The sequence below is a fragment of the Skermanella pratensis genome, assembly GCF_008843145.1.
Lineage (GTDB): Bacteria > Pseudomonadota > Alphaproteobacteria > Azospirillales > Azospirillaceae > Skermanella > Skermanella pratensis.
Genome location: NZ_CP030265.1, coordinates 2,896,677 through 2,922,986, shown reverse-complemented (window position 1 = coordinate 2,922,986; position 26,310 = coordinate 2,896,677). Strand labels below are relative to the sequence as shown.

Below are 26,310 nucleotides of genomic sequence, written 5' to 3'. Positions count from 1 at the left end.
CAGGGCATACAGATCCCGGGACCCGAAGAGTTGAAAGATTCAGCGATGCTGGACAAGACCTATCGCCCCGCCGACGTCGAAGCGAAGCACTACGACGCGTGGGAGATGTCGGGCGCCTTTGCCGCCCATACCGAGTCGAACGCCCATCCCTATACCATCATGATGCCGCCGCCCAACGTGACCGGCAGCCTGCACATGGGGCACGCGCTCACCTTCACCCTCCAGGACATCCTGGTCCGGTACCATCGCATGCGCGGCGACGACGCCCTGTGGCAGCCGGGAACCGACCATGCCGGCATCGCGACCCAGATGGTGGTCGAGCGGAACCTGGCCGCGGACGGCAAGACCCGCCACGACCTCGGCCGCGCCGCCTTCATCGACAAGGTCTGGCAGTGGAAAGCGGAATCGGGCGGCACGATCACGCGCCAGCTCCGCCGGCTTGGCGCCTCGCCCGACTGGGAGCGCGAGCGCTTCACCATGGACGAGGGGCTGTCGGAGGCGGTCGCCAAGGTCTTCGTCACGCTCTATAAGCAGAACCTCATCTACCGCGACAAGCGCCTGGTCAACTGGGACCCGAAGCTGCACACCGCCATTTCGGACCTGGAAGTGGAGTCGCGGGAGGTCAAGGGGCACCTCTGGCACTTCAAGTATCCGCTGGAGAACCAGCCCGAACGCTTCATCACCGTCGCGACCACCCGGCCGGAAACCATGCTGGGCGACACCGCCATCGCGGTGCATCCCGAGGACGAGCGCTATCGCGACCTGATCGGCGGCTTCGCGGTGCTCCCGCTGGTCGGGAGGCGTATCAGGATCGTCGGTGACGAGTATGCCGACCCGGAGACCGGGAGCGGCGCCGTCAAGATCACCCCGGCGCACGACTTCAACGACTTCGAGGTCGGCCGGCGCCACGGGCTTGAGATGATCAACGTCCTGGACAGGGACGCGCGGATCATCGACGACGCGATCATCCCCGAAGCCTATCGCGGCTTGGATCGGTACGAGGCGCGCAAGCGCATCGTCGCCGACCTGGAAGAGCAGGGCCTGGTCGAGAAGATCGAGCCGCACACGCACATGCTGCCCCATGGCGACCGGTCCGGCATGGTGATCGAGCCGTGGCTGACCGACCAGTGGTACTGCGACGCGGTCACCCTTGCCCAGCCCGCGATCAAGGCGGTCGAGGAGGGCAGGACGGTGTTCGTTCCCAAGCAGTGGGAGAACACCTATTTCGAGTGGATGCGCAACATCCAGCCCTGGTGCATCAGCCGGCAGATCTGGTGGGGCCATCAGATCCCGGCTTGGTATGGCCCGGACGGGACCGTCTTCGTGGAGGAGACCGAGGAGGCGGCGAAAGCGGCCGCCGCGGCCCATTACGGTACGGGGACCGAGCTGACCCGCGACCCGGACGTGCTGGACACCTGGTTCTCGTCGGCGCTTTGGCCGTTCTCGACCCTGGGTTGGCCGCAGCAGACCAAGGAGTTGGAGCGCTATTACCCGGGTGACGTGCTGGTCACCGGCTTCGACATCATCTTCTTCTGGGTTGCCCGGATGATGATGATGGGGCTTCACTTCATGGGGGACGTGCCGTTCCGCCACGTCTACATCCATGCCCTGGTGCGCGACGAGCGCGGGCAGAAGATGTCTAAGTCCAAGGGCAACGTCATCGACCCGCTGAACCTGATCGACGAGTATGGCTGCGACGCGCTGCGCTTCACGCTGGCGGCCATGGCGGCCCAGGGGCGCGACATCAAGCTGGCGGTCGGCCGGGTCGAGGGATACCGCAACTTCGCGACGAAGCTGTGGAATGCCGCGCGCTATTGCCAGATGAACGAGTGCCTGCCGCAGCCGGGCTTCGATCCCGGTTCCGCCGGCCAGACGGTCAACCGCTGGATCGTCGGCGAAGTGGCGAAAACGTCCGCCCGCGCGGCCGAGGCGATCGAGGCCTATCGCTTCAACGATGCGGCCAACGTGCTGTACCAGTTCACCTGGGGCACCTTCTGCGACTGGTACCTGGAGTTCACCAAGCCGATCCTCAACGGCGACGACGCGGCCGCCAAGGCCGAAACGCGGGCTACGACCGCCTGGGTGCTCGACGAGATCCTCCATTTGCTCCACCCCTTCATGCCCTTCATCACGGAGGAGCTTTGGGAGCAGATCGGCGCCGAACGGGCATCCGGCCTGATCCGCGCCGCGTGGCCGGAGTTCGGTCCGGAGATGGAGGACGCCGCCGCCCAGGCCGAGATGGATGCGGTGGTCCGCCTGATCTCGACGATCCGTACCGTTCGGAACGAGATGAACGTGCCGGCGGGTGCCCAGATCCCGATGCTTCTCAAGGACGCCACGGCTGAGACGATCCGGCGCCTGGATACTCACAGGGACATCATCCTGCGGATGGCCCGCCTGTCCTCCGCCGAGACGACCGCCGAGGCCGCGCCCAAGGGAGCCGTGCAGGCGGTGCTGGACGAGGCGACGGTGGTGCTGCCCCTGGCCGGCGTGATCGACATCGAGCAGGAGAAGGCGCGCCTGACGAAGGAGATCGACAAGCTCTCCGGCGAGATCGCGAAGATCGACCAGAAGCTGAACAATGCGAACTTCGTTTCCCGCGCTCCCGAGGAAGTCATCGAGGAACAGCGGGATCGCCGTGCGGCGGCGGAATCGGCGCAGCGGAAACTGGCCGAGGCTCTCGCGCGACTGACTTCGGCGTAGGGCAACGTCGGGCCACTGTTTCCCACGGGCTTTCCTGACGATAACCTCGAAGGGAAATGGTGGTCCGACGCCGATGACGCGGCTCGGACCACCTATATTGCCTATAAAAGAACAAATCATGTTCAAATATAGAACGCGCTATACTTCCTGCGGGGAGACAAGGGCTTGCGACCCATCAGCTTGGATAGATGTATACATTACCAGTCGGCGCCCGATATTCTTTCACAGCGTCGGCCGACCCTTCGGTGCCTTCCAGCATATTTTCCTATAGACAGGCTTTTGCGCGGATCCTCGTCTGAAAATTTCCGATACCTTGGATTGGATCGGTTCTTGATCAACCGGCCCGGGGTATTTATGATATTATGCATTAGAGCGCCTAACAAAACCATCGTTCAACGAAGCGGAAGGTGATGAGAGCGGCGGCGAGGTGATGGAATGCTTCGAAGATGTCGCTGCGGCGCTCATAACGCACGGCGATCCGCCGGAAGCAGGCGAACCATGCCAGGGTGCGTTCGACTTTCCAGCGGTGCCGGCCGAGCCGTTCGCTGTTTTCGATGCCGCGGCGCGCGATGCGGGGAATGATGGCGCGCCGGCGCAAGGCGCGGCGGCAGCGGGAGAAATCATAACCCTTGTCGGCGTGGAGCTTGGCGGGACGGCGGCGGGGCCGTCCGGCGCACTGGCGAATGGCCGGGATGGCGTCCACCGTGGCCTCCAGCATGCGGCTGTCGTGGACGTTGGCGGCCGACAGGGTCACGGCCAACGGGATGCCATTGGCGTCGATGACGACATGGCGCTTGGAGCCCGGCTTGCCCCGGTCGGTCGGGTTCGGCCCGGTCTCAAGCCCCCCCTTTTTGCCGGGACGCTGGCGCTGTCCAGCGCCGCCCGGCTCCAATCGATCGCATTGGCCTTGCCCAACCGGTCCAGAAGGACATGGTGCAGCCTCTCCCAAACCCCGGCGGCCTGCCAGTCGCGCAGACGCCGCCAGCAGGTCATGCCCGAGCCGCAGCCCATCTCCCGCGGCAGCATCTCCCACGGTATGCCGCTTCTCAACACGAACAGGATGCCGGTCAGCGCCGCCCGGTCATCGACCGGCGGCCGACCGCCTTTCGGACGGGGCGGACGGGACGGCAACAGCGGCGCCACGACAGCCCACAGCTCATCGCTGACAAGGGGTTTCGCCATGCCCTTCAGATAGGCGGCGTCAGCCTCTCATCAAGGTTTTGTTAGGCGTTCTTAACACTATGGCGGAGGGGCGAAATGGCATCGAGACCAGCGGGCGACTTAGGACGCCGCGGCAAAGCGACAAGGCGCCTACCCCAAAGTGATTCTCCGCATGCCTCGTCAACCCGTAAGAAGCCACCGGCGGGTGGGCGCAGAGAAGCCGTTGCAAGCACTGCGGTAGCTAAAACTTTAAGTGTGGAAGAGTTTCTCGATGAAGTAGAGAAGGAAGCCGACGAGAAAGGCTGGATTGACTATGAACAACATAACCCTTTCAGCTGAATGAATTGGCCTCGCGGAATTTAGACCGTTACGATTATGGTTAAGCTCGAATATTCGCCTCGCTTCATGGACTCGGCCAAGAAGCTCGATTCCAAGTTCCAGTTCATCATTATTGAAATGATGAAATCAGTGAAACGGACACAGGACTTGAGTTGTGCCCTGGGTATTCATCAGATGACCTTAGGGAAATGGTTCGTCCTTGTTCATTCCGGATGGTACCTGATTTACGGTAGAGTCACAGTGGGTGATGTGACGAAGATAAAGATGGTTTTCTTCGGCCAAGTGATTTTGCAGGACGAGAGACTATGGTTTGATATCGAGAAATCGGCCCCCTTTGCCCAGCAAGGCGGCTGACGCGGGCCAGGGCGGTTTCCGAACAGGTTGAACCGCTCCGGTCCATGCAGCCTGCCGTTCCATTCGCCGCGATGCGTTGGGCCGTGGCCCAACGCATCGGCCCGGCTGCCCCGGCCGGATCGACCTGATCGGGCACAGCTCTAACCAGCCATGTGCCGGCATCATCCGAACTGCCCGCCCGGCAGTTCCCCTTCGTCGTCCGAAGCGCAGCGGCGGAGCGTTGACGCAGGGTGTCGGCGTTCGCCCTGACGGGCGAAGGCCGAACGTAATCAAAAACACTTTGCAGGACCACTAGGCTTCACGGACCCGCGGCGCTATGTTCCGGCGCAATAAGTGCAGCCCCCCGCGGGCCCAGAAGGCAACAAGAGGTGATCGGCCATGCCCTACGGCGACAACAAACCCACCACCTGGGACAAGTCCAACCTGCCAAGCCGGCATGTTTCCGTTGGACCCGAGCGGGCGCCGCATCGCTCCTACTATTACGCCATGGGGATGACGGAGGAGGAGATCGCGCAGCCCTTCATCGGCGTCGCGACCTGCTGGAACGAGGCGGCTCCCTGCAACATCTCGCTGAACCGGCAGGCCCAGGCGGTCAAGATCGGCGTCAAGGCGGAGGCGGGCACCCCGCGCGAATTCACCACCATCACCGTCACCGACGGCATCGCGATGGGCCATGCCGGCATGAAGTCGTCGCTGGTCAGCCGCGAGGTCATCGCGGACTCCGTCGAGGTGACCATGCGGGGCCACTGCTACGACGGCTTGGTCGGGCTCGCCGGCTGCGACAAGTCGCTCCCCGGCATGATGATGGCCATGGTGCGCCTCAACGTGCCGAGCGTCTTCATGTATGGCGGCTCGATCCTGCCGGGCAAGTACAAGGGCAGGGACGTCACGGTGCAGGACGTGTTCGAGGCGGTCGGCGCCCACTCAGCCGGCCGTATGAGCGACAGCGACCTGCACGAGCTGGAATGCGTCGCCTGCCCGTCGGCCGGTTCCTGCGGCGGCCAGTTCACCGCCAACACCATGGCCTGCGTCTCCGAGGCTATGGGCCTGGCGATTCCGGGTTCCGCCGGCGCCCCGGCCCCCTACGAGAGCCGTGACGCCTATGCCGAGGCTTCGGGCCGCGCCGTCATGGAACTGGTCAAGCGCAACATCCGCCCGCGGGACATCGTGACCCGCAAGGCGCTGGAGAACGCCTGCGTCGTCGTCGCCGCTTCGGGAGGATCGACCAATGCCGGCCTTCACCTGCCGGCCATCGCGCACGAATGCGGCATCGAGTTCGACCTGCACGACGTCGCCGAAGTGTTCAAGCGCACCCCCTATATCGCCGACCTGAAGCCGGGCGGGCGCTACGTCGCCAAGGACCTGTTCGAGATCGGCGGCGTGCCGGTCCTGATGAAGGCGCTGCTGGACGGCGGATATCTGCATGGCGACTGCATGACCGTGACCGGCAAGACGATCGCCGAGAACCTCGCCGACGTGGTGTTCCCGACCGACCAGGACGTCATCCGCCCGACCAGCGATCCGATCACCCCGACCGGCGGCGTCGTGGGCCTGCGCGGCAACCTGGCGCCCGGCGGAGCGATCGTGAAGGTCGCCGGCATGAAGAAGCTCCAGTTCAGCGGCCCGGCCCGCGTGTTCGACTGCGAGGAGGACGCCTTCGCCGCCGTCGAGCGCCGCGACTACAAGGAAGGCGAGGTCATCGTCATCCGCTACGAGGGACCGCGCGGCGGCCCCGGCATGCGCGAGATGCTGTCGACCACCTCGGCCATCTACGGCCAGGGCATGGGCGACAAGGTGGCCCTGATCACCGACGGCCGCTTCTCCGGTGCCACGCGCGGCTTCTGCATCGGCCATGTCGGGCCGGAGGCGGCGATTGGCGGTCCGATCGGCCTGCTGAACGACGGCGACATCATCTCGATCGACGCCGAGGCCGGCACCATCACGGTAGAGCTGTCGGACGAGGATCTGGAGGAGCGCCGCAAGGCGTGGAATCCGCGCCGCCACGACTTCCAGTCCGGTACGCTGTGGAAGTACGCGCAGCTCGTCGGCGACGCGGAGAAGGGTGCGGTGACCCACCCTGGCGGAGCGGCCGAAACCCACTGCTACGCCGACATCTGACGGCACGACAGGAAACCCGGATCGGCTTCGACCCATGTCATTCGTCCTGTCGAAGCTGGGCTGGGCGCTCGTAAAGCCCGGCAACGTCCTGGCGATGCTGCTGGTGTCGGGACAGCTATTGCAGGTCAGCGGCCGGTCCGGCCTGAGGCGGGCGGGGTGGTGGTTGACCACCGCGGGCATCCTCGCGGTCGTCCTCATCACGCTGCTGCCGATCGGGCAGGTGATCCTTCGGCCGCTGGAGGAGCGGTTCCCCCAGCCGGACCTGCCCGACACGGTGGACGGGATCATCCTGCTCGGCGGCTCCGTCCATACCGAGATGACCGCCGACCGTGGGCAGCCGGTGCTGAACGGTGCCGCAGAGCGGATCACCGAGTTCGTCAAGCTCGCCCGCCGCTACCCGGATGCCCGGCTGGTCTTCACCGGCGGGTCCGGCTTCGTCTTTTCCGGCGACCTGCGGGAAACCGACGTGGTCGCCGAGGTGCTGGACGGGCTCGGCTTCGACATCTCCCGCATCCTGTTCGAACGCGAGTCGCGCAACACCTATGAGAACGCGGTCTTCACCAGGGCGCTGGTCGGCGCAGCCTCCGGCGGGACCTGGCTGATCATCACGTCCGCCGCCCACATGCCGCGGTCGGTCGGCATCTTCCACAAGGCGGGCTGGCCGGTCGTGGCCTACCCGGTCGACTACCGCAGCGCCGGCGAGCTAATGTGGGGACCGGACCTGCTGGCCGGCCTGGACGCGCTGAACGAAGCCATGCGCGAATGGATCGGGCTGGTCGCCTACAGGATCATGGGGCGGACCGACAGCCTGTTTCCCGGACCTGCCTGATTACTCGAATCGGTTAACCATTTTTGTTGGAGCTTTGACTTAGATGGGGTAGGTTGCCCCACCTATCGAGGAAGTCAGGATGGCCGGGAAAGCTGTGGCCAGCAACTTGGTGAATGCTCTGCTGGTGGCCGCCGCCATCATCGCCCTGTCGGGATGCTCGACCCAGACGACGCCGTCCAAGGTGACCGGCCAGGGGGGCGTCCGGTCGGCCATGGGCGGCTACAAGGTCGGGGAACCATATCAGATCAAGGGGGTCTGGTATTACCCCAAGGAAGATTTCGGCTATGACGAGACCGGGATAGCGTCGTGGTACGGTCCCGGCTTCCATGCCGAAACCACGGCGAACGGCGAGCGGTTCGACCAGAACGAGCTGACCGGCGCGCACAAGACCCTGCCGATGCCGAGCCTGGTGCGGGTGACCAACCTGGAGAACGGCCGGTCCATCATCGTCCGCATCAACGATCGCGGCCCCTTCGTGCCGGGGCGCATCGTCGACCTGTCGCGCCGGGGCGCCCAATTGCTCGGGTTCGAGGCGCAGGGCAGCGCGAAGGTCCGCGTCACGATGCTGCCCGACGAGAGCAGGGCGGTCGCCGCCGCGGCCCGGGCAGGGCAGGCGGGAGTCGACATCGCGCAAGTGTCCCCGGACGGGGCCCCTGTGCCGGTCGCGGCGCCGCGCGGAGCCGTACAGGTCGAAGGAGCGCAGACCCCGATCCAGGTCGCGGAACGGCGGTCGTTCGATCCGGCGCAGACTTTGCCCGGAGCGACCGTGGACGGCCGGTTCATGCCGGCTCCGGTCGTCGCCGAGCTTCCGGTGCGCTCATCCGGCAGGATCTACGTGCAGGCCGGGGCCTTCACGGTGTATGAAAACGCCAACAGGCTGCGGGCGCGGCTGTCGGGTCTGGGGGTTTCCCGGATCGACCCGGCGATGGTCGGGGATACCCAGTATTTCCGGGTCCGTGTCGGTCCTCTCGCGACGATCGAGGCGGCGGACCAGGTCCTGGGCCAGGTGATCGAGGCCGGCAGCAACGGCGCACGGGTCATCGTCGATTAGAGGCGATACGGGGTCACGTCCGCGAGGATCGAGCCCCAGGCAGCGCGCGGCTGGATTTCACGCCGCGCAGGTATTTGGAAAATGAGGGTAACAAGAGAGATGTCCGTCGCCCATCCGCGCAAACCGATCGCCTGGATCGCAGGGATCATCGTCTCCTGCATCGCGAGCGTCTCGTCGGCTGCGTCGATCGACACCATCGCGAAGCAGGCGATCCTGATCGACATGTCGACGGGGACAACCCTGTTCGAGAAGAATGCCCACCAGCGCATGCCGACTTCCTCGATGAGCAAGATCATGACCATGTACATGGTCTTCGATCGGCTCAGGGCGGGCCGCCTGTCGCTGGACGACACGCTCCCGGTCAGCGAGCGTGCCTGGCGCATGCAGGGCTCGAAGATGTTCACCGAGCTGAACGCCCAGATCCGGGTCGAGGACCTCATCAGGGGCGTGATCATCCAGTCCGGCAACGACGCCTCGGTCGTGCTGGCGGAAGGGTTGTCCGGCTCGGAAGAGCGTTTCGCGGAGGAGATGACCCGGCGCGCGCGGGAGATCGGCCTGAACGAAAGCAACTTCAAGAACTCGACCGGCTGGCCGGACGAGAACCACTATTCCACCGCCTCCGACCTGGCGCTGCTCGCCCAGCACCTGATCAAGGACTACCCGGAATATTATCACTACTACTCGCAGACCGAGTTCACCTATCACGGGATCAAACAGGGTAATCGCAACCCCTTGTTGTACCGCAACATGGACGTGGACGGGCTGAAGACCGGCCATACCGAAACCGCGGGCTATGGCCTGACGGCATCCGCCCAGCGCAATGGCCGGCGGTTGGTCCTGGTGGTCAACGGGCTGCCCAGCATGCAGGCCCGCGCCGACGAATCGGCCCGCCTGCTGGAGTGGGGTTTCCGGGAATTCGAATCCTACGCCCTGTTCAAGAAGGGCGAGCCGGTCGACCAGGCCGCCGTCTGGCTGGGCGATGCCGACACCGTCCCGCTGGTGGTCGAGGAGGACCTGCGGGTCACCATGAACCGGGACGAGCGCCGCAACCTCAAGGTCTCGGTCGTGCTGGAGGAGCCGGTGCCGGCGCCGGTTGCCCAGGGCACGCCGCTCGGCAAGATCGTCATGGAGGCGCCGGGCTTCAGCAGGAAGGAAGTCCCGCTGGTGGCGGGCCAGAGCGTCGACCGGCTCGGCTTCGTCGGCCGGATCGGCGCCGCGGCGATGCACCTGATTTCGGGCGGAGGCAGCTGACCGGTGGCGCGCGGCCGATTCATCACGTTCGAAGGCGGCGAAGGCGCCGGCAAGAGTACCCAGCTCAAGCTGCTCGCCGCGGCGCTGGCGGGGCAGGGCAGGGATGTGCTGCCGACCCGCGAGCCCGGCGGCGCCACCGGGGCCGAGGAGATCCGCAAGCTCCTGGTTTCCGGGGAGCCGGGCCGGTGGGACGGGGTGACCGAAGCGCTGCTCCACTTCGCGGCGCGCCGGGACCACCTGACGCGGACGGTCTGGCCGGCACTCGACGCCGGCCGCTGGGTCGTTTCCGACCGCTTCGCCGACAGCACCATGGCTTATCAGGGCTATGGGCATGGATTGGGTCGGGAGCCGATCGAGCGGCTTTATGGCGTCACCGTCGGCGATTTCGCCCCCGACCTGACGCTGATCCTCGACATCCCGCCGGGCGCCGGCGTCGCGCGCGCCCACGCCCGGCATGACGGCGAGGACCGTTACGAGCGGATGGACCTGAGCTTCCACGAGCGGCTCCGCGAGGGTTTCCTGGACATAGCGTCCCGCGAACCCGGCCGTTGCGTCGTGATCGATGCCGGCGGCACGGTCGAGCAGGTCCATGCCGCCGTCCTGGCCGCCGTGACCCAGCGGCTCCGGCCATGAGCACGGAGATCGCCGATCCCCGCCATAATCCGGAGCTTCTGGCCCATGATCAGGCGGAGCGTGTCCTGCTCGACGCCTGGAACTCGGGCCGGCTGCCCCATGCCTGGCTGATCGGCGGCATACCGGGCATCGGCAAGGCGACCCTGGCGTTCCGTTTCGCCCGGTTCCTGCTGGCCCAGGGCGAGGAGGCCGGCGGGCTGTTCGGCGACCCGCAGCCCGCGACGAGCCTGCGGATCGGTCCCGAGCATCCCGTGTTCACCCGCGTCGCGTCCGGCGGGCATGCCGACCTGCTGACCATCGAACGGCCCTTCGACGACAAGAAGGGCCGGCTGAAGTCGGACATCCCGGTCGACCAGGTCCGCCGCGTCGCGCCATTCCTGCGCCTGACGGCTGCGGAAGGCGGCTGGCGCGTGGTCGTGCTGGACGGGGCCGAGCGGCTGAACATGAACGGCCAGAACGCGATCCTGAAGATCCTGGAGGAGCCGCCGGCCCGGACCGTGCTGCTGGTCGTCACGGAAAATCCCGGCGGCCTGCTCCCGACCATCCGGTCGCGCTGCCGGAAGCTTCTGCTCAATCCCTTGCCCGAGGAGGTCGTCGCCGGCCTGCTGGCCCGGATGCGGCCCGATCTCGCCGACGCCGACCGGGCGGCGCTGGCCCGTCTGGCAGAAGGCAGCATCGGCCGGGCGCTCGATCTCGCCGAGGCGGGAGGGCTGGCGCTGTACCGCGACCTGATGGGCCTGCTCGGCACGCTGCCGCGGCTCGACGTCGTCGCCGCCCACGGGCTGGGGGACAAGCTGGCGCGCAAGGGAGCCGACACCGCATACTATGCGGTGACCGATCTGCTCGTCTGGTGGCTCGCCCGCTTCGCTCGTTCGCTCGCCCGTGGCACGATCCCGCCGGAAGTGGTCCCCGGGGAGGCAGCCCTGATGCAGCGTCTGGCGCGGGATCGCGGCCTTGATCGGTGGGTGGAGGTATGGGAAAAGGTCAATCGCCTTTTCGCACGGGCCGAAAGCGCCAATCTCGATCGCAAACAGGTCGTCCTGAACGCCTTGCTGACGGTGGAGGCCGCCGCTTCGGCCTGACGATCGAAGGCGGCACCGGAATTCAAGAAGTCACGCCGCGCAGGAGAGCCGAGAAATGGCCGGGCCACAGCCCTTCTACATCACGACGCCGATCTATTACGTCAACGACGTGCCCCATATCGGCCACGCCTATACCACACTGGCGTGCGATGTCCTGGCCCGGTTCATGCGGCTGGACGGCCGCGACGTGAAGTTCCTGACCGGCACCGACGAGCATGGTCAGAAGGTCGAGAAGTCGGCCCAGGTGGCCGGCATCGATCCCCAGGCCTTCACCGACCGGGTGTCGCAGAATTTCCGCGATCTCGTCGGCGCCATGAACTATTCCAACGACGACTTCATCCGCACGACCGAGCCGCGCCACATCGAGGCCTGCCAGGCCCTGTGGCGGACGCTGGCCGACAAGGGCGAGATCTATCTGGGGTCCTACGCCGGCTGGTACGCCGTCCGGGACGAGGCGTTCTACGGCGAGGACGAACTGACCACAACGCCGACCGGCAGGAAGCTGGCGCCTAGCGGGGCGGAGTGCGAGTGGGTCGAGGAGCCCAGCTACTTCTTCCGCCTGTCGGCCTGGCAGGACCGGCTGCTGAAGTTCTATGACGAGCACCCCGACTTCATCCTGCCGCCGGGCAAGCGGAACGAGGTGATGGCCTTCGTCAAGTCGGGGCTGCGCGACCTGTCGGTCAGCCGGACCACTTTCAACTGGGGCGTCCCGGTCCCGGGCGACGAGCAGCACATCATGTATGTCTGGCTCGACGCGCTGACCAATTACATCACCGCGCTTGGCTATCCCGGCACGGCGCCGGGCACCCCGTACGCCAAGTACTGGCCGGCCGACCTGCACATGGTCGGCAAGGACATCCTGCGCTTCCACGCGGTCTATTGGCCGGCCTTCCTGATGGCGGCCGGCCTGGAGCCGCCCAAGCGGGTGTTCGCCCATGGCTGGTGGACCATCGAAGGCCAGAAGATGTCCAAGTCCCTGGGCAACGTGATCGCGCCCGAGACGCTGGTCTCGACCTACGGGCTCGACCCGACGCGCTATTTCCTGCTGCGCGAAGTGCCTTTCGGCAACGACGGGGACTTCTCGCACCGGGCGATGGTCAACCGGCTGAACGGCGACCTCGCGAACGACTACGGCAATCTGGTGCAGCGCGTGCTGTCCATGATCCAGAAGAACTGCGGCGCCATGGTGCCGGACGCCGGCGCCTTCAGCCAGGCCGACGACAAGCTCCTGGGTTCGGCTGCCGCACTGCTCGACACCGTCCGGCGGGAACTGTCGGTGCAGGCCTTCCACAAGGCCATCGAGGCGATCTGGGCCGTCATCGGCGACGCCAACCGCTATGTGGACGAGCAGGCCCCCTGGGCATTGCGCAAGACCGATCCGGCGCGTATGGGAACGGTTCTGTATGTGTTGGCCGAGACGATCCGCCAGCTGGCGATCATGACCCAGCCGCTGATGCCCGACGCGTCGGCGAAGATCCTGGATCAGCTCGCCGTTCCGGCCGGGGAGCGCGGGTTCGAAAGGCTCGCCGAAGGGCAGGCGCTGGCGTCGGGAACCCCGCTGCCCCGTCCCCAGGGCGTCTTCCCGCGATTCGTCGAGGAAGCTGAGAACTGAGAGTACGATGCTGATCGACAGCCATTGCCATCTGGATTTCCCCGACTTCGCGGAGGAGCGGGACGAGGTGATCGCGCGGGCCAGGCGGGCAGGGGTCGCCCGCATGGTCACTATCTCGACCCGGATCAGCCGATTCGACCAGATCCGGGAGATCGCGGAAGCTTACGACGAGGTCTATTGCACCGTCGGCGTCCACCCGCATCAGGCGGCCGAGGAACAGGCCGTCACCTCGGTGGAGAGGCTGGTGGAGCTGTCGCGCCACCCCAAGGTGGTCGGGATCGGCGAGAGCGGTCTCGACTATTTCTACGACAACAGTCCGCGCGACATCCAGCAGGCGGGTTTCCGCATCCATGCCCAGGCTTGCCGTGAGACGGACCTTCCCATCGTGGTCCATACCCGCGACGCCGACGAGGATACCGCCCGGATCCTCAAGGAGGAGGGGGCGGGGCAGGGGCTTCGGGGCGTCCTGCACTGCTTCAGCTCGGGCCGCGCCCTGGCCGAGCAGGCCCTGGAGTTCGGATTCTACATCTCTCTGTCGGGCATCGTGACCTTCAAGCGGTCCGAGGAACTGCGCGACATCGTCCGTTCGGTGCCGCTCGACCGCATCCTGGTGGAAACCGACGCACCGTTCCTGGCCCCGATGCCTAAACGCGGCAAGCGGAACGAGCCCGCCTTCGTTGCCCATACCGCGGCGGCCGTCGCCGAGGTCAAGGGCGTCGGACCGGAGGAACTCGCGGCGCGGACGACCGAGAATTTCCTCAGGCTGTTCAACCGCATGCCGGCACCGGCCGCCGGGCCGACGCCGGCACCATGAGGATCACGATACTCGGCTCGGGAGGCTCTGGAGGAGTTCCGCTGATCGGGGGCGACTGGGGCGCCTGCGACCCGACCAACCCGAAGAACCGGCGGAGCCGGCCGTCGATCCTGGTCGAGGACCGGGGATCCCGCGTGCTCGTGGACACCAGTCCCGACCTGCGGGAGCAGCTGATCGCCAACCGGACGACCTGGCTGAGCGGCGTGGTCTTCACCCATGCCCATGCCGACCATACCCACGGGCTGGACGACCTCCGCGGAATAAACCATGCCATGGACGCGGCGATCGACGTCCATGCGGACCGGAGCACCCTGGACGACCTGATGCACCGGTTCGGTTACTGCTTCACGCCGATCAAGCCGGGAGGAATCTATTACAAGCCGACGCTTGTCCCGCACGAGATCACGGGTCCGTTCAACGTCGGCGGAATCGAGATCCTGCCGTTCGAGCAGGACCATGGCTGGATGAGGACGCTAGGCTTACGGTTCGGGCGGTTCGGCTATTCCACCGATGTGGTCAGGATGGAGGATGCCGCTTTCGAGGCGCTGGAGGGCATCGACACCTGGGTGGTCGACTGCGTCCGCGTGGCGCCGGCCCATCCTGTCCATGCCCATCTGGAGCTGACGCTGGAATGGATCGAACGGGTTCGCCCGCGCCGGGCCTACCTGACCCACATGAACCAGAGCATGGATTATGAAACGGTGCTGGCGATGCTCCCTCCGGGAGTCGAGCCGGCCTATGACGGCCTTGTCATCGACATCCCGGATTGAGCACCTGCGTCAATCGGACTCCGATCACTCGGCGGCGGCGCTGGTCTCCTTGAGCGCGAACCGCCGCTCCATGTCGCGGCGCACCCGCACCGCCTCGGTGTCGGGAATGCTGATGTCCGCCCACGTGACGATCCGGCCCGCCGGAACGTCCCTCAGCAGCTTGACCTTGTGCGCGAGCCCGATCGGCAGCGCCCCTTCGGCAAGGCTTCGCTCGGCCGGCACCAGCTTGCCCCAGACGGTATAGCCGCCCTCGCCATCCAGCGTCTCACCGGCCTTTAGCGGGCGCTTGGCGATGGCGGCCACATCGCCGCGGAAACCGCGGGTCTGGCCGGTCGGTTCGCCCCGGAGCGCCGCCGACAGGACCGAGATCCCCAGTTCCAGCCCAATCAGGTGGTACGGCTTGTACATGGCGGCGTAGCTGCCGCTGTCGTCCGTCTTCAGGCCGTACTGCTTGAAGCAGGCCCGGGCGTAGTCGTTGGGTGCCTTCAGGACGACGTAGACGCCCCAGCGCAGGTCCCGGAAAACCGGCCTTCCGTCACGTTCCAGGGAGGAGACGGTCTCGACCATGCCCTCGCGCTCCAGCACGCCGCCGGCGGATGCGGGGCGCAGGACGTGGGGCAGGTCGTCCACGCCGCACGGCGGAAAGAGCAGGCCGTCGGACGGCACGGCCAGATCGCAGGCGTTCGCGATCGCCGCCATTTCGAGCGCCGACTTGGTCCCGTCCAGGAAGGAATTGAACATCTGGGCGTTCATGCCGGCCGTGCGCGCTTCCTCCGGCGTCAGGCCGTAGTGGCTCCAGACATCGTCCGGGGTCACCGTGTGGAACAGCGGCAGGTACTTGGTTCCCTTGCCGGCGGCGACCACCTGGAACCCGCAGGATCGGCCCCAGTCCACCATCTCGGCGGTGAGGGCGGGCTGGTCGCCGTAGGCCATGGAATACACCACGCCCTTGGCCCGGGCCTCCTCGGCCAGCAGGGCGCCGGCCAGCACGTCCGCTTCGACGTTCACCATGACGATGTGCTTGCCGGCCGCAATGGCGGCGCGGGCATGGGCGATGCCGGCGGCCGGCGCGCCGGTCGCCTCGATCACGACTTCGACCGCATCGTGCCCGCACGCCTCGGCGCCGGAGGTGACGAACTCCGTGCGCTCGATCCGGGCTTCGTCCCAGCCGACCTGCCGGCACGCCGACCGGGCCCGTTCCGGGTCGAGGTCGGCGATGACGGCGACCTCCAGGCCCGGCGTCGTCGGGACCTGTGACAGGAACATGGAGCCGAACTTGCCGGCGCCGATCAGGCCGACCCGGACCGGCCGGCCTGCCGCGACCCGGGTCTGGAGCAGATGATGGAGATTCATCAGACCGTTACTCCGCGGCCAGCCGGCCGGACCGGGCATAGGCGGTCAGGGCGTCGTCGGCGACCGTCTCGATCGGCGTGAAGTCCTGGTGGGCGATCCATTCCGGCCGGGTCGGCTTGCGGATGTGGTTGGAAACCGCGCACAGGGTCAGATAGACGATCTTGCGAGGGTAGGGGGTGATGTTGCCGGCCGAACCATGGACAAGGTTGCCGTGGAACATCAGGACCGAGCCGGGCTTGCCGGTCGGCGCCACGATGCCGCCTTCGTCGACCAGCTTGGCGACGGAATCATGGTCCAGGGTCCAGAGCGGATACGACGTGGTCTGCTTGTCATGGCCGGCCGGGAGCGTGCCGTGCGTGTGGCTGCGCGGGATCAGCATCAGCGGGCCGTTGATCGGCATGACCTCGTCGATGAACACCGAAATGTTCATGGCGCGGGGTTCCGGCATGCCGTCGTCACGCGCCCAGGTTCCATAATCCTGGTGCCACTGCCAGACCTCGCCGTCGAACGCCGCCTTGGCGTTGATCTTGTACTGGTGCATGTAGAGCTTTTCGCCGAAGAACTGCTCCACCGGCTCGATCAGGCGGGGATGTGCGCCGAGGATGCGGAAGGCCTCGTTGTAGGTGTGCGCCGCGAAGGCGGTGCGCGGTGCGCCGCTCTTTTCGCGCCAGATCTCCGGCCGGTCGGAACGGTAGATCTGCTCGGCCTCGCGGCGGAGGACTTCGACCTCCTCGGGCGTGAAAGCTTCCGGCAGGAAGATGTAGCCCTGTTCCTCGAAGGTGGCGAGCTGTTCCGGGGTGAGTTTCATGGTCGTTTCCTCCGTTGCTGTGGTCAAGCGGCCTGATTGATCGCCGCCAGCCTTTGGGATGTCTCGGTGCCGGCGCGGCTGGCGTGCTTGAGTGCCGCGGCTTCGGCGTTGATGGCGTCACCGGCCAGGATGAAGCCCGCGATGACGGCATGTTCGTTCCAGACCTTGGGCCGGTGTCCGGGATCGTTCAGGACGACACCCATGGACCGCTTGAGATGGGGCCACTGCGGCGCCACGGTTTCCTCGATCGCCGAGTTTCCGGACAGGCGGTAGATCGCCGTATGGAATTCGGCGTCGGCCTGGATGAAGACGGCGGCCGGCCTGTCGGGATCCAGGGACGCGCCGCGCTGAAGGGCGTCTTCAAGCTCCCGGCGTGCCGAAAGGCCGGCGATGCCGGCCGCGATTCGCAGGGCAGCCAGCCGGGCGGCGAGGGCGTCGAGCGACGTCCTGACCTGATAGAGGTCGAGGATGCGGGCGGAATCCAGCGGGGCCACGGTCAGGCCGCGCTTGCCGCTTTCCACGAGCAAGCCCTGGCGCTTGAGGAGCTGGAGAGCGTGGCTGACCGGCTGACGGGATACGCCGAGCCTTTCGGCAAGTTCCTCCTGGCGGATGCGGCTGCCAGCCGGCAAACTGCCGTCGGCGATCGCCTTGACGAGAGATTCGTAAACTTGGTCGATCAGAACCGGCTGGGAGGATATCGGCTTCATGGGTCCGTCGCTCGGAAATGCGGTTTCGGAATTCAGAATTCCGAATACCATGAAGCTAGGCTATTTGGTCCTGATGGTCAACCCACATACCGCTATATCCAGTTTGCTATTTCCATAATATAAATTATCACATCGTTGTCGGGGTGCGGAAAGGGCGGTATCCGAGTTCCGGCATGCCTGGATTTCCATATGTTGCCGACGACCCTGCCCGCCTGTTCATGGTTCCAGGAGGATTCGGAATGCACAGTGATTCCCTTCATCGTTGGCAGCATGACCACAGCTTCGGCCAGGATCGCGCGGCGGCCGGCGAACGGCGCACGATGCTGGTGGTCGCCATAACCGCCATGACCATGGTGATCGAGATCGGCGCCGGCGTGTGGACCGGATCGATGGCGCTTCTTGCGGACGGCGTCCACATGGCGTCCCATGTGCTGGCGCTCGGGATTTCGGCCTTCGCCTATGTCTATGCGCGCCGGCATGCCCATGATGCCCGCTTCAGCTTCGGGACCGGCAAGGTCAATGCCCTGGCCGGCTTCACCGGTGCGCTGCTGCTGGCCGTCGTGGCGCTGGGAATGGCCTGGGAAAGCGCCGGCCGCCTGCTCGCCCCCGGGGATATCGCGTTCGACGAGGCGATAATGGTCGCGGTCCTGGGGCTGGCCGTCAACGCGGCGAGCGTCGTGATCCTCGGTGGGCATCGGCACGGCCACGATCATGGCCATGAGCACGCCCGTCACCATCATGATGAACATCATCATGACCATGGGCATGATCGAGAGGACCATAACCTGCGGTCGGCCTACCTGCATATCCTGGCCGACGCGCTGACCTCGGTGCTGGCGATCCTGGCGCTTCTCGGGGCCAAGTATCTCGGAGCCGGTTGGCTGGACCCGGTGATGGGCATCGTCGGCGCTGTTCTGGTCGCCAACTGGTCACGCGGCCTGCTGCGCAGCACGACCGGAGTCCTGCTGGACCACCAAGCTCCCGAACCGGTGCGCGAGCGGTTGCGGAACATCTTCGAGATAGGGAACGGCGATCGGATCGCCGACCTGCATGTCTGGTCGATCGGCCCCGGAATCCATGCCGCCATCGTCAGCATCGTCACTCACGATCCAAAGACGCCGGAATTCTACCGGGCTCTGGTTCCTGACGATCTCGGCATCAGGCATTTGAGCGTGGAGGTCAATCGCTGCACATAACGAGAGCCAATTCCCGCATGATCGCAGTCTCACGTCGGTCTTCGCCGTCGCTTTGGCATGACGCTGGCCGTTAGGCTCGTATACCAGGGCATCCGCTTGCTGCGCATCGGACATACGGGTTTGCACCTCCCGCGCCCTCGGCTAAGGTCTGATTTCATCCTCCGCGACAGATCGAACCCGCATGTCCCGAAACATCGACCGCCTGCTCGACATCATGGCCCGGCTGCGCGACCGCGACGGCGGCTGCCCGTGGGACCTGGAGCAGACCTTCCGAACCATCGCGCCCCACACGATCGAGGAAGCCTACGAAGTCGCCGACGCGATCGAGCAGGACGACATGCCGGCGCTCAAGGACGAGCTGGGCGACCTGCTGTTCCAGGTGGTCTTCTACGCCCAAATGGCCCGGGAGGCCGGCGAGTTCGACTTCGAGGCGATCGCGGGAGCCATTTCCGACAAGATGATCCGGCGGCACCCGCATGTCTTCGGCGACGTGACGGTGGAGAGCGCCGATGCCATGGTCCTCCGCTGGGAGGACCAGAAGGCGGCCGAGCGCGAGGCCAAGGCCGCTGCCGAAGGCAGGGTTCCCAGCGTGCTGGACGGCGTGATCGGCGGCCTGCCGGCGCTGACCCGGTCGATCAAGCTCCAGAAGCGGGCGGCCCGCGTCGGTTTCGATTGGGCGGAGACCGCCGACATCCTGGACAAGATCGAGGAGGAGATCGGCGAGCTTCGGGCGGAACTGCAAGCCGCCGACCCCGCCCGGCTGCGGGACGAGCTGGGCGACCTGCTGTTCGCCGTCACCAATCTGGCGCGGCGTCTGGACATCGACCCGGAGACGGCCTTGCGTGGGACGAATGCCAAGTTCGAGCGCCGATTCCGCCGCATCGAGTCCTGGCTAGCCGAGGCCGGCCGCGGACCCGAGCAGTCGGATCTGGTCGAGATGGAGACGCTTTGGCAACGGGCCAAGCGCGAGGAGACGGCGCTGGGATCGGACGGCAGGAACAACAAGAACGAGGAGTGAGACGATGACCTATGCCAACAACGCCCCGCACAAGCCGGGACTGGTGCTGATCACCGGCGCCACCGGGGGCTTCGGCGGCGCCTTCGCGCGCCGGTTCGCCGCGATCGGGTCGAGGCTCGTGCTGGCCGGGCGCCGTGCGGACCGGCTGAAGGCGCTCCGCGACGAACTGGAGACGGAGGTCCACACCGTCGAGGTGGATGTCCGCGACCGCAGGGCCATCGAGCAGGCCTTCGGCTCCCTGCCTTCTGGTTTCGCCGAGGTCGAGACGCTGATCAACAATGCCGGTCTGGCGCTGGGCGCCGACTCCGCCCAGAAATCCGACCCGGACGACTGGGAAACCATGATCGACACCAACGACAAGGGGCTGGTTTTCTGCACCCGCGCGCTGCTGCCGGGCATGATCGAGCGCGGACGCGGACATGTGGTGAACATCGGTTCGACCGCGGGCAACTATCCCTACCCCGGCGGCCATGTCTACTGCGCCTCGAAAGCCTTCGTGAAGCAGTTCTCCCTTGCCCTGCGGGCCGACCTCCAGGGCACGGGGGTGCGGGTCACCAACGTGGAGCCGGGCATGGTAGAGACCGATTTCTCGCTGGTGCGCTTCAAGGGCGATGCCGAGAAGGCGGGCAAGGTCTATGCGGACACCACGCCGCTGACCGCCGACGATGTGGCCGAAGCGGTCTTCTGGGCCGCGACGCTGCCGCCCCACTTCAACGTCAACCGGCTGGAGATCATGCCGACCACCCAGGCCTTCGGACCGCTGTCGATCCACCGGTCGAAGTGACCGTTCCGGCGGTCAGTCCTGGAACAGGAGGTCGCACAGTTCCGTCCAGCTCCGGCGATCGGGGGCCAGCAGGAGGCCCCCGGTCTGCTCGGTCGGGGCATAGGGGCTGCCGTCGAGCCTGGCATGGTAACCGCCCGCCTCGGCGTGCATCAGCGTCCCGGCGGCATGGTCCCACGGCATGATCCGGCGGTAGAGGGAGAAATGGACCTCGCCGCTGTTCAGGCTCAGATACTCGTGCGCCGCGCAGCGGAGCGAGAAGGTATGGGCGAACCGATGCCGGCGATCTTCCAGCCGCTCCCGGATCGACAGGTCGAAGTAGCGGGACGACAGCACGCCGGTCATGTCGGCGGGCGAGGCCGGCCCGGCGGCGCGGAGCCGGGTGGAATCCAGCCAGGCCCCCTCGCCTTTCACGGCGACGGCCGTGCGCCGGCCCAACGGGTCGTGGATCCAGCCCGCGAGGGTCTCGCCCCCGCCGGCCAAGGCGACGATCACGCCGAACTGCGGCTTGCCGGAGGCGAAGTTGGACGTGCCGTCCACCGGATCGATGATCCAGACCGGCTCGTCGTTGAAGATCCTCTGGAGCACCGACTGATCCGCGGCCGCGGCTTCCTCGCCGATCACCGCCGAGCCGGGAAGCAGGTCGCGCAGGCGGCGGGCCAGTTCCCGTTCGCTGGACTCGTCGGCGATGGTAACGAGGTCGCCCGGACCTTTCTCACGGATGTCGGAACTCGCCAAACGGCGGAAACGCGGCAGGATCTCGGCTTCGGCCACCTCGCGGATGATGGTCGAAACGCGGTCGGTATCTGGCAGCATACAGGGAAAATCCAGGTCAGCTCTGCGGAGTGCTTCTGAAGGATATATTGGAAGGCATCGCGATATTGCAAAACCTGATTGCCGGTCCTGGAATCCCCCCTGCCCCGCCGCCGGATGAGACCCGTCGCACGGGCTTCCAGGCGCCGTTGCAGCCGCCTATCGAGGCAATCCGAGCGACATTTCGCCATACGACCTTCGGATGAGACGGCTTGTCCGCACACGGCGGTTCCCGAACCCGCAAACGGAAAAAGGCCGCAGCGCGAAGCTGCGGCCCCTTCCCTACTCGACTTCCAGCCGGATCGGCCGAACGACCGGTGCTTAGAAGCCCATGTCGCCCATGCCGCCCATGCCACCCATGCCGCCCGGCGGCATGGCCGGGCCGCCCTTGGGCTCCGGCTTGTCGGCGATCATCGCCTCGGTGGTGATCAGCAGGCCGGCGACCGAAGCCGCGTCCTGCAGGGCGGTGCGCACGACCTTGGTCGGGTCGATGATGCCGGCCTTGAACATGTCGCCGAAGACGCCGTTCTGGGCGTCGTAGCCGTAGGACGGATCAGTCGACTCGAGCAGCTTGCCGACCACCACGGCACCGTCGGCACCGGCGTTGTCTGCGATCTGACGGGCCGGAGACTTCAGGGCGCGACGGATGATCTCGACGCCGACGCGCTGGTCGTCGTTGGTGACCTGGACGTTGTCCAGGGCCTTGATCGCGTACAGCAGGGCCGCACCGCCGCCCGAAACAACGCCTTCCTCGACCGCGGCGCGGGTCGCGTGCATCGCGTCGTCGACGCGATCCTTGCGCTCCTTCACCTCGATCTCGGTCGCACCGCCGACGCGGATCACCGCGACGCCGCCGGCCAGCTTGGCCAGCCGCTCCTGCAGCTTCTCACGGTCGTAGTCGCTGGTGGTCTCGTCGATCTGGCGACGGATCTGCGTGCAGCGGGCCTCGATGTCGGCGCCGGCGCCGGCGCCGTCGACGATCGTGGTCTCTTCCTTGGTGATCAGGACGCGCTTGGCCGTGCCGAGCATCTCCAGGTTCACGTTCTCGAGCTTGATACCGAGATCCTCGCTGACGACCTGGCCGCCGGTCAGGATGGCCATGTCCTCCAGCATCGCCTTGCGGCGGTCACCGAAGCCGGGAGCCTTGACGGCAGCGACCTTCAGGCCGCCGCGCAGCTTGTTGACCACCAGGGTCGCCAGGACCTCGCCCTCGACGTCCTCGGCGACGATCAGCAGCGGACGGCCGCTCTGGACGACGGACTCGAGGACCGGCAGCATCGCCTGAAGACCGGAAAGCTTCTTCTCGTGCAGGAGAATGAACGGATTCTCCAGCTCGGTGGTCATCTTCTCGGCGTTGGTGACGAAGTAGGGGCTGAGGTAGCCGCGGTCGAACTGCATGCCTTCGACCACTTCCAGCTCGGTCTCCAGCGACTTCGCCTCTTCGACGGTGATGACGCCCTCGTTGCCGACCTTCTCCATGGCGCGGGCGATCATCTCGCCGATCTCGCGCTCACCGTTGGCGGAGATCGTGCCGACCTGGGCGATTTCCGCGTTGGTGTTGATCTTCTTGGAGGAAGCCTTGACGGAATTGACGACGGCTTCCACCGCCAGGTCGATGCCGCGCTTCAGGTCCATCGGGTTCATGCCGGCCGCGACCGACTTGACGCCCTCGCGGACGATCGCCTGGGCCAGGACCGTCGCGGTGGTGGTGCCGTCGCCGGCCAGGTCGTTGGTCTTGCTGGCGACCTCGCGCACCATCTGCGCGCCCATGTTCTCGAACCTGTCGGACAGCTCGATTTCCTTGGCGACCGTCACGCCGTCCTTGGTGATGCGCGGAGCGCCGAAGCTCTTCTCCAGCACCACGTTGCGGCCCTTCGGGCCCAGCGTCACCTTGACGGCGTCGGCCAGAATGTCCACGCCACGCAGCATGCGGGTGCGGGCGTCGACCGAAAACTTAACTTCCTTGGCAGCCATGCCCTGGATCTCCTATATGGCGGTTGACGCGGGGTTTTTACTCGAGGACGCCCATCAGGTCGGACTCACGCATGATCAGAAGCGTGTCGCCCTCGATCTTGACCTCGGTACCGGACCACTTGCCGTACAGCACCTTGTCGCCCGCCTTGACGTCGAGCGCGGTGACCTTGCCGTCCTCGCCGCGGGCACCGGGGCCGACGGCGATGACTTCGCCCTGCATCGGCTTTTCCTTGGCGGTGTCCGGAATGATGATGCCGCCGGCAGTCTTGTTTTCCTGCTCGGTCGGCTTCACGACGACGCGATCATGCAAAGGCCTGAACTTCATGGGATCTCTCCGAGATGTCTGTCGCCGGCCTTGGTGCCGGCTGTGTTGTCAGCGCTGGCTGTTAGCACTCAAGGCCAGGGAGTGCCAGCCGTATAACTCCAGATCTCCCCGCCGTCAAGCATTTCACCCCGGCAGATGGGGCATCGCCTCTTTTGCACCAGGGGTGACGGCCCATTTTCCCGGGGCAAAATGAAGGCCGGCACCCTGGAAGGCGCCGGCCCGGAGCTTGCTGCACGCGAACGGGAACGCGTCAGGTCGCGGGATGGTAGTCGTAGCGCCGCTCGAAGCGGGCGAGGTCGGCCGGATCCAGGGCGATCTGGAGATGGGCGAAAGACTCGTCGTCCCGCCGCTCCAGCACGTCCCCGCGCTGGTAGAGCCAAGCCAGCGCCGCCCCGTCGTCGATCCGGACGGCGAGATCGACCGTCTGCCGGTCCATCGTCATGTGGCGGTCGAGAAGCGCGAACAGCTCGGGCAATCCCTCGCCGGTCAGGGCCGAAACCGCCTGCATGTGGTCGTTCCGCGCGGCCTGGGCGAGCAGGGCGTCGCGCGTCGCGGCGTCGAGCAGGTCGATCTTGTTCAGCACCTCCACGACTCGCCCGTCCTCGGACGGATCGATGTCGAGGTCACGCAGCACCCCTTCCACGTCGGCCTTCTGGGCCTCCGAGTCCGGATGGGCGATGTCCCGGACATGCAGGACGATGTCGGCGGCCTGAACCTCCTCCAGGGTCGCCCGGAAGGCGGCGACAAGGTGGGTCGGCAGGTCGGAGATGAACCCCACCGTGTCGGACAGGATCACCTTGCGGCCGGTCGGCAGCTCGATGCCGCGCATCGTCGGGTCGAGCGTCGCGAACAACAGGTTCTTGGCGAACACGTCGGCGCCGGCCATCCGGTTGAACAACGATGACTTGCCGGCGTTGGTGTAGCCGACCAGGGCCACCACCGGATACGGTACCCTCTCCCGCGCCTTGCGGTGCAGATCCCGGGTCCGCCGGACCTCGTCCAGCTCGCGCTTCAGCTTGATGATGCGATCGCCGATCAGGCGGCGGTCGATCTCGAGCTGGCTCTCGCCGGGTCCGCCCAGAAAGCCGAAGCCGCCGCGCTGGCGCTCCAGGTGGGTCCAGGACCGGACCAGCCGCGAGCGCTGGTAGCTGAGCGCGGCAAGCTCGACCTGCAACTGTCCTTCGCGGGTCCGGGCCCGGGCTCCGAAGATCTCCAGGATCAGGCCGGTGCGGTCGATGACCTTGGCGTGGAGTCCCCGCTCCAGGTTGCGCTGCTGGACCGGCGACAAGGCATGATCCATCACCACGAGGTCGATCGGTTCTTCCTTCTCCTCGGCGTCGCGAATGAGTTCAGCGAAATGCTCCACCGTGCCCGAGCCGAGCAGGGTCGACGGCTGTGGCCGGTTGACCTTGACTGCTTCGGCATGGACGACGTCCAGGTCGATCGCGGCGGCCAGCCCGACGGCTTCGTCGAGTCGCGCCTCCGGGCTGCGCATGCCGTCGGCGGCCTTGGACTCGCGCAGGATCGGATGGATCACGAGGGCGCGGCCGGTGCCCATGGCGGACCGGCCGGTGCCCTGATCGGGTGCGTTAGGTACCTTCACCTTCCTTGGGCGGCTCGAAGAGTTGAATAGGATGGGCTGGCATCACAGTCGAGATTGCGTGCTTGTAGACCAGTTGGCTATGCGCATCACGTCGCAGCAGGACGGAGAAGTTATCGAACCACGTTATGATGCCTTGGAGTTTGACACCGTTCACCAGGAACACGGTGACCGGGGTCTTGTTCTTTCGGACGTGGTTTAAGAAAACGTCCTGAACATTTTGACTTTTTTCGGACATGTGCAATCGCCCCGTTTGTGATGGTTCTTGGGGCCCCATCCCAGAGCCCGGATAACATTCCATAACCCTTTAGTTGGGCTATTTTCGTTTTTCGACTGGAGACTCCAGCGATATGGGGGCGCCAAGGCGCCGTACCAAGTCGGATACTATATCGCAGGTGTCAAACCGATGCGCAGGCGGAAAATTCCCGAAGTCGTCCGGACTGTTCCCGATCAGCACCGGAACGCATCCGCCGGCATGGGCACACTGCATATCAACATCCGCATCGCCGATGAACCACACGTCAGGGCCGGCAGCCAATCCAAACGGCTCCAGCGCCATGTGGATCGGGTCAACCGCAGGTTTATCTTGCGCCGCATCTCCGGCGCCGACAAGCTTGCCGAAGTACTGGTCCCAACCGAGCAGGGCCGACTCGGCCCGCAGGAAACGGCCCGTCTTGTTGCTGACCACTCCCAGGTAGACCCCCTGCCCGGCCAGGGCGGACAGCAGTCCCTCGGCGCCGGGGAGCGGCTTCAGGTAATCGAGATGGTGGCGGCCGAAATGGTCGTAGAAGATGTCGCGCGCGTCGGTCCAGCGGTCGCCGAACAGGCGGGGAAAGCTGTCGCGCAGGCTCTGCCGGACGCGGACCCGGGTCTCCTCCAGGGTCCAGGGCGGCAGGCCGTGAGCGACCAGCGCGGCATTCAGCGCGGCATGGATGCAACCCCAGTTGTCGACCAGGGTATTGTCCCAATCGAACAGCACCGCGCGGGGCAGCCGCGACGGCTCCCCGTTGCCGAGGCC

Annotated in this window: 23 protein-coding genes and 1 pseudogene; 14 read left to right on the top strand and 10 right to left on the bottom strand. The window is 66.1% G+C overall.

The genetic code is table 11. From position 1 onward, the window contains the following. Window positions 1–45 precede the first annotated feature (45 nt). Window positions 46–2,703: a valine--tRNA ligase gene (locus DPR14_RS13235; protein ID WP_158048123.1), complete on the top strand. Its 2,658-nt coding sequence runs from the start codon at window positions 46–48 to the stop codon at window positions 2,701–2,703. Window positions 2,704–3,079: 376 nt separating this feature from the next. Here the strand turns inward: DPR14_RS13235 and DPR14_RS13230 are convergent. Continuing rightward, window positions 3,080–3,885: pseudogene (locus DPR14_RS13230) on the bottom strand (IS5 family transposase). A 384-nt stretch (window positions 3,886–4,269) separates the two neighbouring features. Between DPR14_RS13230 and DPR14_RS13225 the strand changes: the two are divergent. From DPR14_RS13225 to DPR14_RS13180, 10 genes are all read left to right on the top strand, one after another. Further along, window positions 4,270–4,557, top strand: coding sequence for a hypothetical protein (locus DPR14_RS13225; protein ID WP_158045569.1), 288 nt, complete (start codon window positions 4,270–4,272; stop codon window positions 4,555–4,557). A 378-nt stretch (window positions 4,558–4,935) separates the two neighbouring features. Then, window positions 4,936–6,675 (top strand): dihydroxy-acid dehydratase, encoded by a 1,740-nt coding sequence (gene ilvD / locus DPR14_RS13220; RefSeq protein ID WP_158045568.1) that lies wholly within the window; start codon window positions 4,936–4,938, stop codon window positions 6,673–6,675. Window positions 6,676–6,709: 34 nt separating this feature from the next. Then, the gene (locus tag DPR14_RS13215; RefSeq protein WP_158045567.1) at window positions 6,710–7,504 is read left to right on the top strand and encodes a YdcF family protein; all 795 of its coding nucleotides are present in this window, start codon (window positions 6,710–6,712) and stop codon (window positions 7,502–7,504) included. 79 nt (window positions 7,505–7,583) lie between these two features. Next, window positions 7,584–8,555: a septal ring lytic transglycosylase RlpA family protein gene (locus tag DPR14_RS13210; protein ID WP_158045566.1), complete on the top strand. Its 972-nt coding sequence runs from the start codon at window positions 7,584–7,586 to the stop codon at window positions 8,553–8,555. A gap of 99 nt (window positions 8,556–8,654) precedes the next feature. Then, the gene (locus DPR14_RS13205) at window positions 8,655–9,806 is read left to right on the top strand and encodes a D-alanyl-D-alanine carboxypeptidase family protein (protein ID WP_158045565.1); all 1,152 of its coding nucleotides are present in this window, start codon (window positions 8,655–8,657) and stop codon (window positions 9,804–9,806) included. A 3-nt stretch (window positions 9,807–9,809) separates the two neighbouring features. Continuing rightward, on the top strand, window positions 9,810–10,439 hold the full coding sequence (gene tmk / locus DPR14_RS13200; protein ID WP_158045564.1) for a dTMP kinase: 630 nt from the start codon (window positions 9,810–9,812) through the stop codon (window positions 10,437–10,439). After that, window positions 10,436–11,521 (top strand): DNA polymerase III subunit delta', encoded by a 1,086-nt coding sequence (locus DPR14_RS13195; RefSeq protein ID WP_158045563.1) that lies wholly within the window; start codon window positions 10,436–10,438, stop codon window positions 11,519–11,521. The genes tmk and DPR14_RS13195 overlap by 4 nt, the downstream gene beginning before the upstream one ends. Window positions 11,522–11,576: 55 nt before the next feature. Beyond that, the gene (metG, locus tag DPR14_RS13190; RefSeq protein ID WP_158045562.1) at window positions 11,577–13,133 is read left to right on the top strand and encodes a methionine--tRNA ligase; all 1,557 of its coding nucleotides are present in this window, start codon (window positions 11,577–11,579) and stop codon (window positions 13,131–13,133) included. Window positions 13,134–13,140: 7 nt separating this feature from the next. After that, complete coding sequence (locus tag DPR14_RS13185) at window positions 13,141–13,947, top strand: TatD family hydrolase (protein WP_158045561.1); 807 nt, start codon at window positions 13,141–13,143, stop codon at window positions 13,945–13,947. Next, on the top strand, window positions 13,944–14,717 hold the full coding sequence (locus DPR14_RS13180) for an MBL fold metallo-hydrolase (RefSeq protein WP_158045560.1): 774 nt from the start codon (window positions 13,944–13,946) through the stop codon (window positions 14,715–14,717). Before DPR14_RS13185 ends, DPR14_RS13180 begins: the two co-directional genes overlap by 4 nt. A gap of 24 nt (window positions 14,718–14,741) precedes the next feature. On the opposite strand, the gene DPR14_RS13175 is transcribed toward DPR14_RS13180, so the two are convergent. Genes DPR14_RS13175 through DPR14_RS13165 form a run of 3 tightly spaced genes read right to left on the bottom strand, consistent with a single transcriptional unit; the run spans window position 14,742 to window position 17,585 of the window. Next, complete coding sequence (locus DPR14_RS13175; protein WP_158045559.1) at window positions 14,742–16,070, bottom strand: NAD(P)H-dependent oxidoreductase; 1,329 nt, start codon at window positions 16,068–16,070, stop codon at window positions 14,742–14,744. A 7-nt stretch (window positions 16,071–16,077) separates the two neighbouring features. Further along, window positions 16,078–16,878: a phytanoyl-CoA dioxygenase family protein gene (locus DPR14_RS13170; protein ID WP_158045558.1), complete on the bottom strand. Its 801-nt coding sequence runs from the start codon at window positions 16,876–16,878 to the stop codon at window positions 16,078–16,080. A 23-nt stretch (window positions 16,879–16,901) separates the two neighbouring features. Then, window positions 16,902–17,585 carry a GntR family transcriptional regulator gene (locus DPR14_RS13165; protein WP_158045557.1) on the bottom strand — a complete coding sequence of 228 codons (684 nt, stop codon included), beginning with the start codon at window positions 17,583–17,585 and terminating at the stop codon, window positions 16,902–16,904. 239 nt (window positions 17,586–17,824) lie between these two features. Between DPR14_RS13165 and dmeF the strand changes: the two genes are divergently transcribed. The 3 genes from dmeF (at window position 17,825) to DPR14_RS13150 (ending at window position 20,583) form a co-directional block, all read left to right on the top strand. Then, window positions 17,825–18,781 (top strand): CDF family Co(II)/Ni(II) efflux transporter DmeF, encoded by a 957-nt coding sequence (gene dmeF, locus DPR14_RS13160; RefSeq protein WP_158045556.1) that lies wholly within the window; start codon window positions 17,825–17,827, stop codon window positions 18,779–18,781. A gap of 181 nt (window positions 18,782–18,962) precedes the next feature. After that, window positions 18,963–19,799, top strand: coding sequence for a nucleoside triphosphate pyrophosphohydrolase (mazG, locus tag DPR14_RS13155; RefSeq protein WP_158045555.1), 837 nt, complete (start codon window positions 18,963–18,965; stop codon window positions 19,797–19,799). 4 nt (window positions 19,800–19,803) lie between these two features. After that, a complete protein-coding gene (locus DPR14_RS13150) occupies window positions 19,804–20,583 on the top strand; it encodes an SDR family NAD(P)-dependent oxidoreductase (RefSeq protein ID WP_158045554.1) in 780 nt (259 codons plus the stop codon). A 12-nt stretch (window positions 20,584–20,595) separates the two neighbouring features. On the opposite strand, the gene DPR14_RS13145 is transcribed toward DPR14_RS13150, so the two are convergent. The 6 genes from DPR14_RS13145 to DPR14_RS13120 all read right to left on the bottom strand — a co-directional run bounded on the left by DPR14_RS13145 (window position 20,596) and on the right by DPR14_RS13120 (window position 26,271). Further along, window positions 20,596–21,396 carry an inositol monophosphatase family protein gene (locus tag DPR14_RS13145; protein WP_158045553.1) on the bottom strand — a complete coding sequence of 267 codons (801 nt, stop codon included), beginning with the start codon at window positions 21,394–21,396 and terminating at the stop codon, window positions 20,596–20,598. A gap of 318 nt (window positions 21,397–21,714) precedes the next feature. Then, complete coding sequence (gene groL / locus DPR14_RS13140; RefSeq protein ID WP_158045552.1) at window positions 21,715–23,367, bottom strand: chaperonin GroEL; 1,653 nt, start codon at window positions 23,365–23,367, stop codon at window positions 21,715–21,717. 37 nt (window positions 23,368–23,404) lie between these two features. Then, window positions 23,405–23,692 carry a co-chaperone GroES gene (locus DPR14_RS13135; protein ID WP_158045551.1) on the bottom strand — a complete coding sequence of 96 codons (288 nt, stop codon included), beginning with the start codon at window positions 23,690–23,692 and terminating at the stop codon, window positions 23,405–23,407. Window positions 23,693–23,942: 250 nt separating this feature from the next. After that, complete coding sequence (hflX, locus tag DPR14_RS13130) at window positions 23,943–25,250, bottom strand: GTPase HflX (RefSeq protein ID WP_425501041.1); 1,308 nt, start codon at window positions 25,248–25,250, stop codon at window positions 23,943–23,945. 31 nt (window positions 25,251–25,281) lie between these two features. Further along, window positions 25,282–25,530: an RNA chaperone Hfq gene (gene hfq, locus DPR14_RS13125; RefSeq protein WP_158045550.1), complete on the bottom strand. Its 249-nt coding sequence runs from the start codon at window positions 25,528–25,530 to the stop codon at window positions 25,282–25,284. 78 nt (window positions 25,531–25,608) lie between these two features. Beyond that, window positions 25,609–26,271 (bottom strand): HAD family hydrolase, encoded by a 663-nt coding sequence (locus tag DPR14_RS13120; protein ID WP_343038729.1) that lies wholly within the window; start codon window positions 26,269–26,271, stop codon window positions 25,609–25,611. Window positions 26,272–26,310: the final 39 nt, after the last annotated feature.

Bases quoted from the DNA above. Each gene is read 5' to 3' on its own strand.
- DPR14_RS13235 (WP_158048123.1), top strand. From the start codon at position 46: ATGCTGGACAAGACCTATCGCCCCGCCGACGTCGAAGCGAAGCACTAC.
- DPR14_RS13225 (WP_158045569.1), top strand. From the start codon at position 4,270: ATGGACTCGGCCAAGAAGCTCGATTCCAAGTTCCAGTTCATCATTATT.
- ilvD (WP_158045568.1), top strand. From the start codon at position 4,936: ATGCCCTACGGCGACAACAAACCCACCACCTGGGACAAGTCCAACCTG.
- DPR14_RS13215 (WP_158045567.1), top strand. From the start codon at position 6,710: ATGTCATTCGTCCTGTCGAAGCTGGGCTGGGCGCTCGTAAAGCCCGGC.
- DPR14_RS13210 (WP_158045566.1), top strand. From the start codon at position 7,584: ATGGCCGGGAAAGCTGTGGCCAGCAACTTGGTGAATGCTCTGCTGGTG.
- DPR14_RS13205 (WP_158045565.1), top strand. From the start codon at position 8,655: ATGTCCGTCGCCCATCCGCGCAAACCGATCGCCTGGATCGCAGGGATC.
- DPR14_RS13195 (WP_158045563.1), top strand. From the start codon at position 10,436: ATGAGCACGGAGATCGCCGATCCCCGCCATAATCCGGAGCTTCTGGCC.
- metG (WP_158045562.1), top strand. From the start codon at position 11,577: ATGGCCGGGCCACAGCCCTTCTACATCACGACGCCGATCTATTACGTC.
- DPR14_RS13185 (WP_158045561.1), top strand. From the start codon at position 13,141: ATGCTGATCGACAGCCATTGCCATCTGGATTTCCCCGACTTCGCGGAG.
- DPR14_RS13180 (WP_158045560.1), top strand. From the start codon at position 13,944: ATGAGGATCACGATACTCGGCTCGGGAGGCTCTGGAGGAGTTCCGCTG.
- DPR14_RS13175 (WP_158045559.1), bottom strand. From the start codon at position 16,070: ATGAATCTCCATCATCTGCTCCAGACCCGGGTCGCGGCAGGCCGGCCG.
- DPR14_RS13170 (WP_158045558.1), bottom strand. From the start codon at position 16,878: ATGAAACTCACCCCGGAACAGCTCGCCACCTTCGAGGAACAGGGCTAC.
- DPR14_RS13165 (WP_158045557.1), bottom strand. From the start codon at position 17,585: ATGAAGCCGATATCCTCCCAGCCGGTTCTGATCGACCAAGTTTACGAA.
- dmeF (WP_158045556.1), top strand. From the start codon at position 17,825: ATGCACAGTGATTCCCTTCATCGTTGGCAGCATGACCACAGCTTCGGC.
- mazG (WP_158045555.1), top strand. From the start codon at position 18,963: ATGTCCCGAAACATCGACCGCCTGCTCGACATCATGGCCCGGCTGCGC.
- DPR14_RS13150 (WP_158045554.1), top strand. From the start codon at position 19,804: ATGACCTATGCCAACAACGCCCCGCACAAGCCGGGACTGGTGCTGATC.
- DPR14_RS13145 (WP_158045553.1), bottom strand. From the start codon at position 21,396: ATGCTGCCAGATACCGACCGCGTTTCGACCATCATCCGCGAGGTGGCC.
- groL (WP_158045552.1), bottom strand. From the start codon at position 23,367: ATGGCTGCCAAGGAAGTTAAGTTTTCGGTCGACGCCCGCACCCGCATG.
- DPR14_RS13135 (WP_158045551.1), bottom strand. From the start codon at position 23,692: ATGAAGTTCAGGCCTTTGCATGATCGCGTCGTCGTGAAGCCGACCGAG.
- hflX (WP_425501041.1), bottom strand. From the start codon at position 25,250: ATGGGCACCGGCCGCGCCCTCGTGATCCATCCGATCCTGCGCGAGTCC.
- hfq (WP_158045550.1), bottom strand. From the start codon at position 25,530: ATGTCCGAAAAAAGTCAAAATGTTCAGGACGTTTTCTTAAACCACGTC.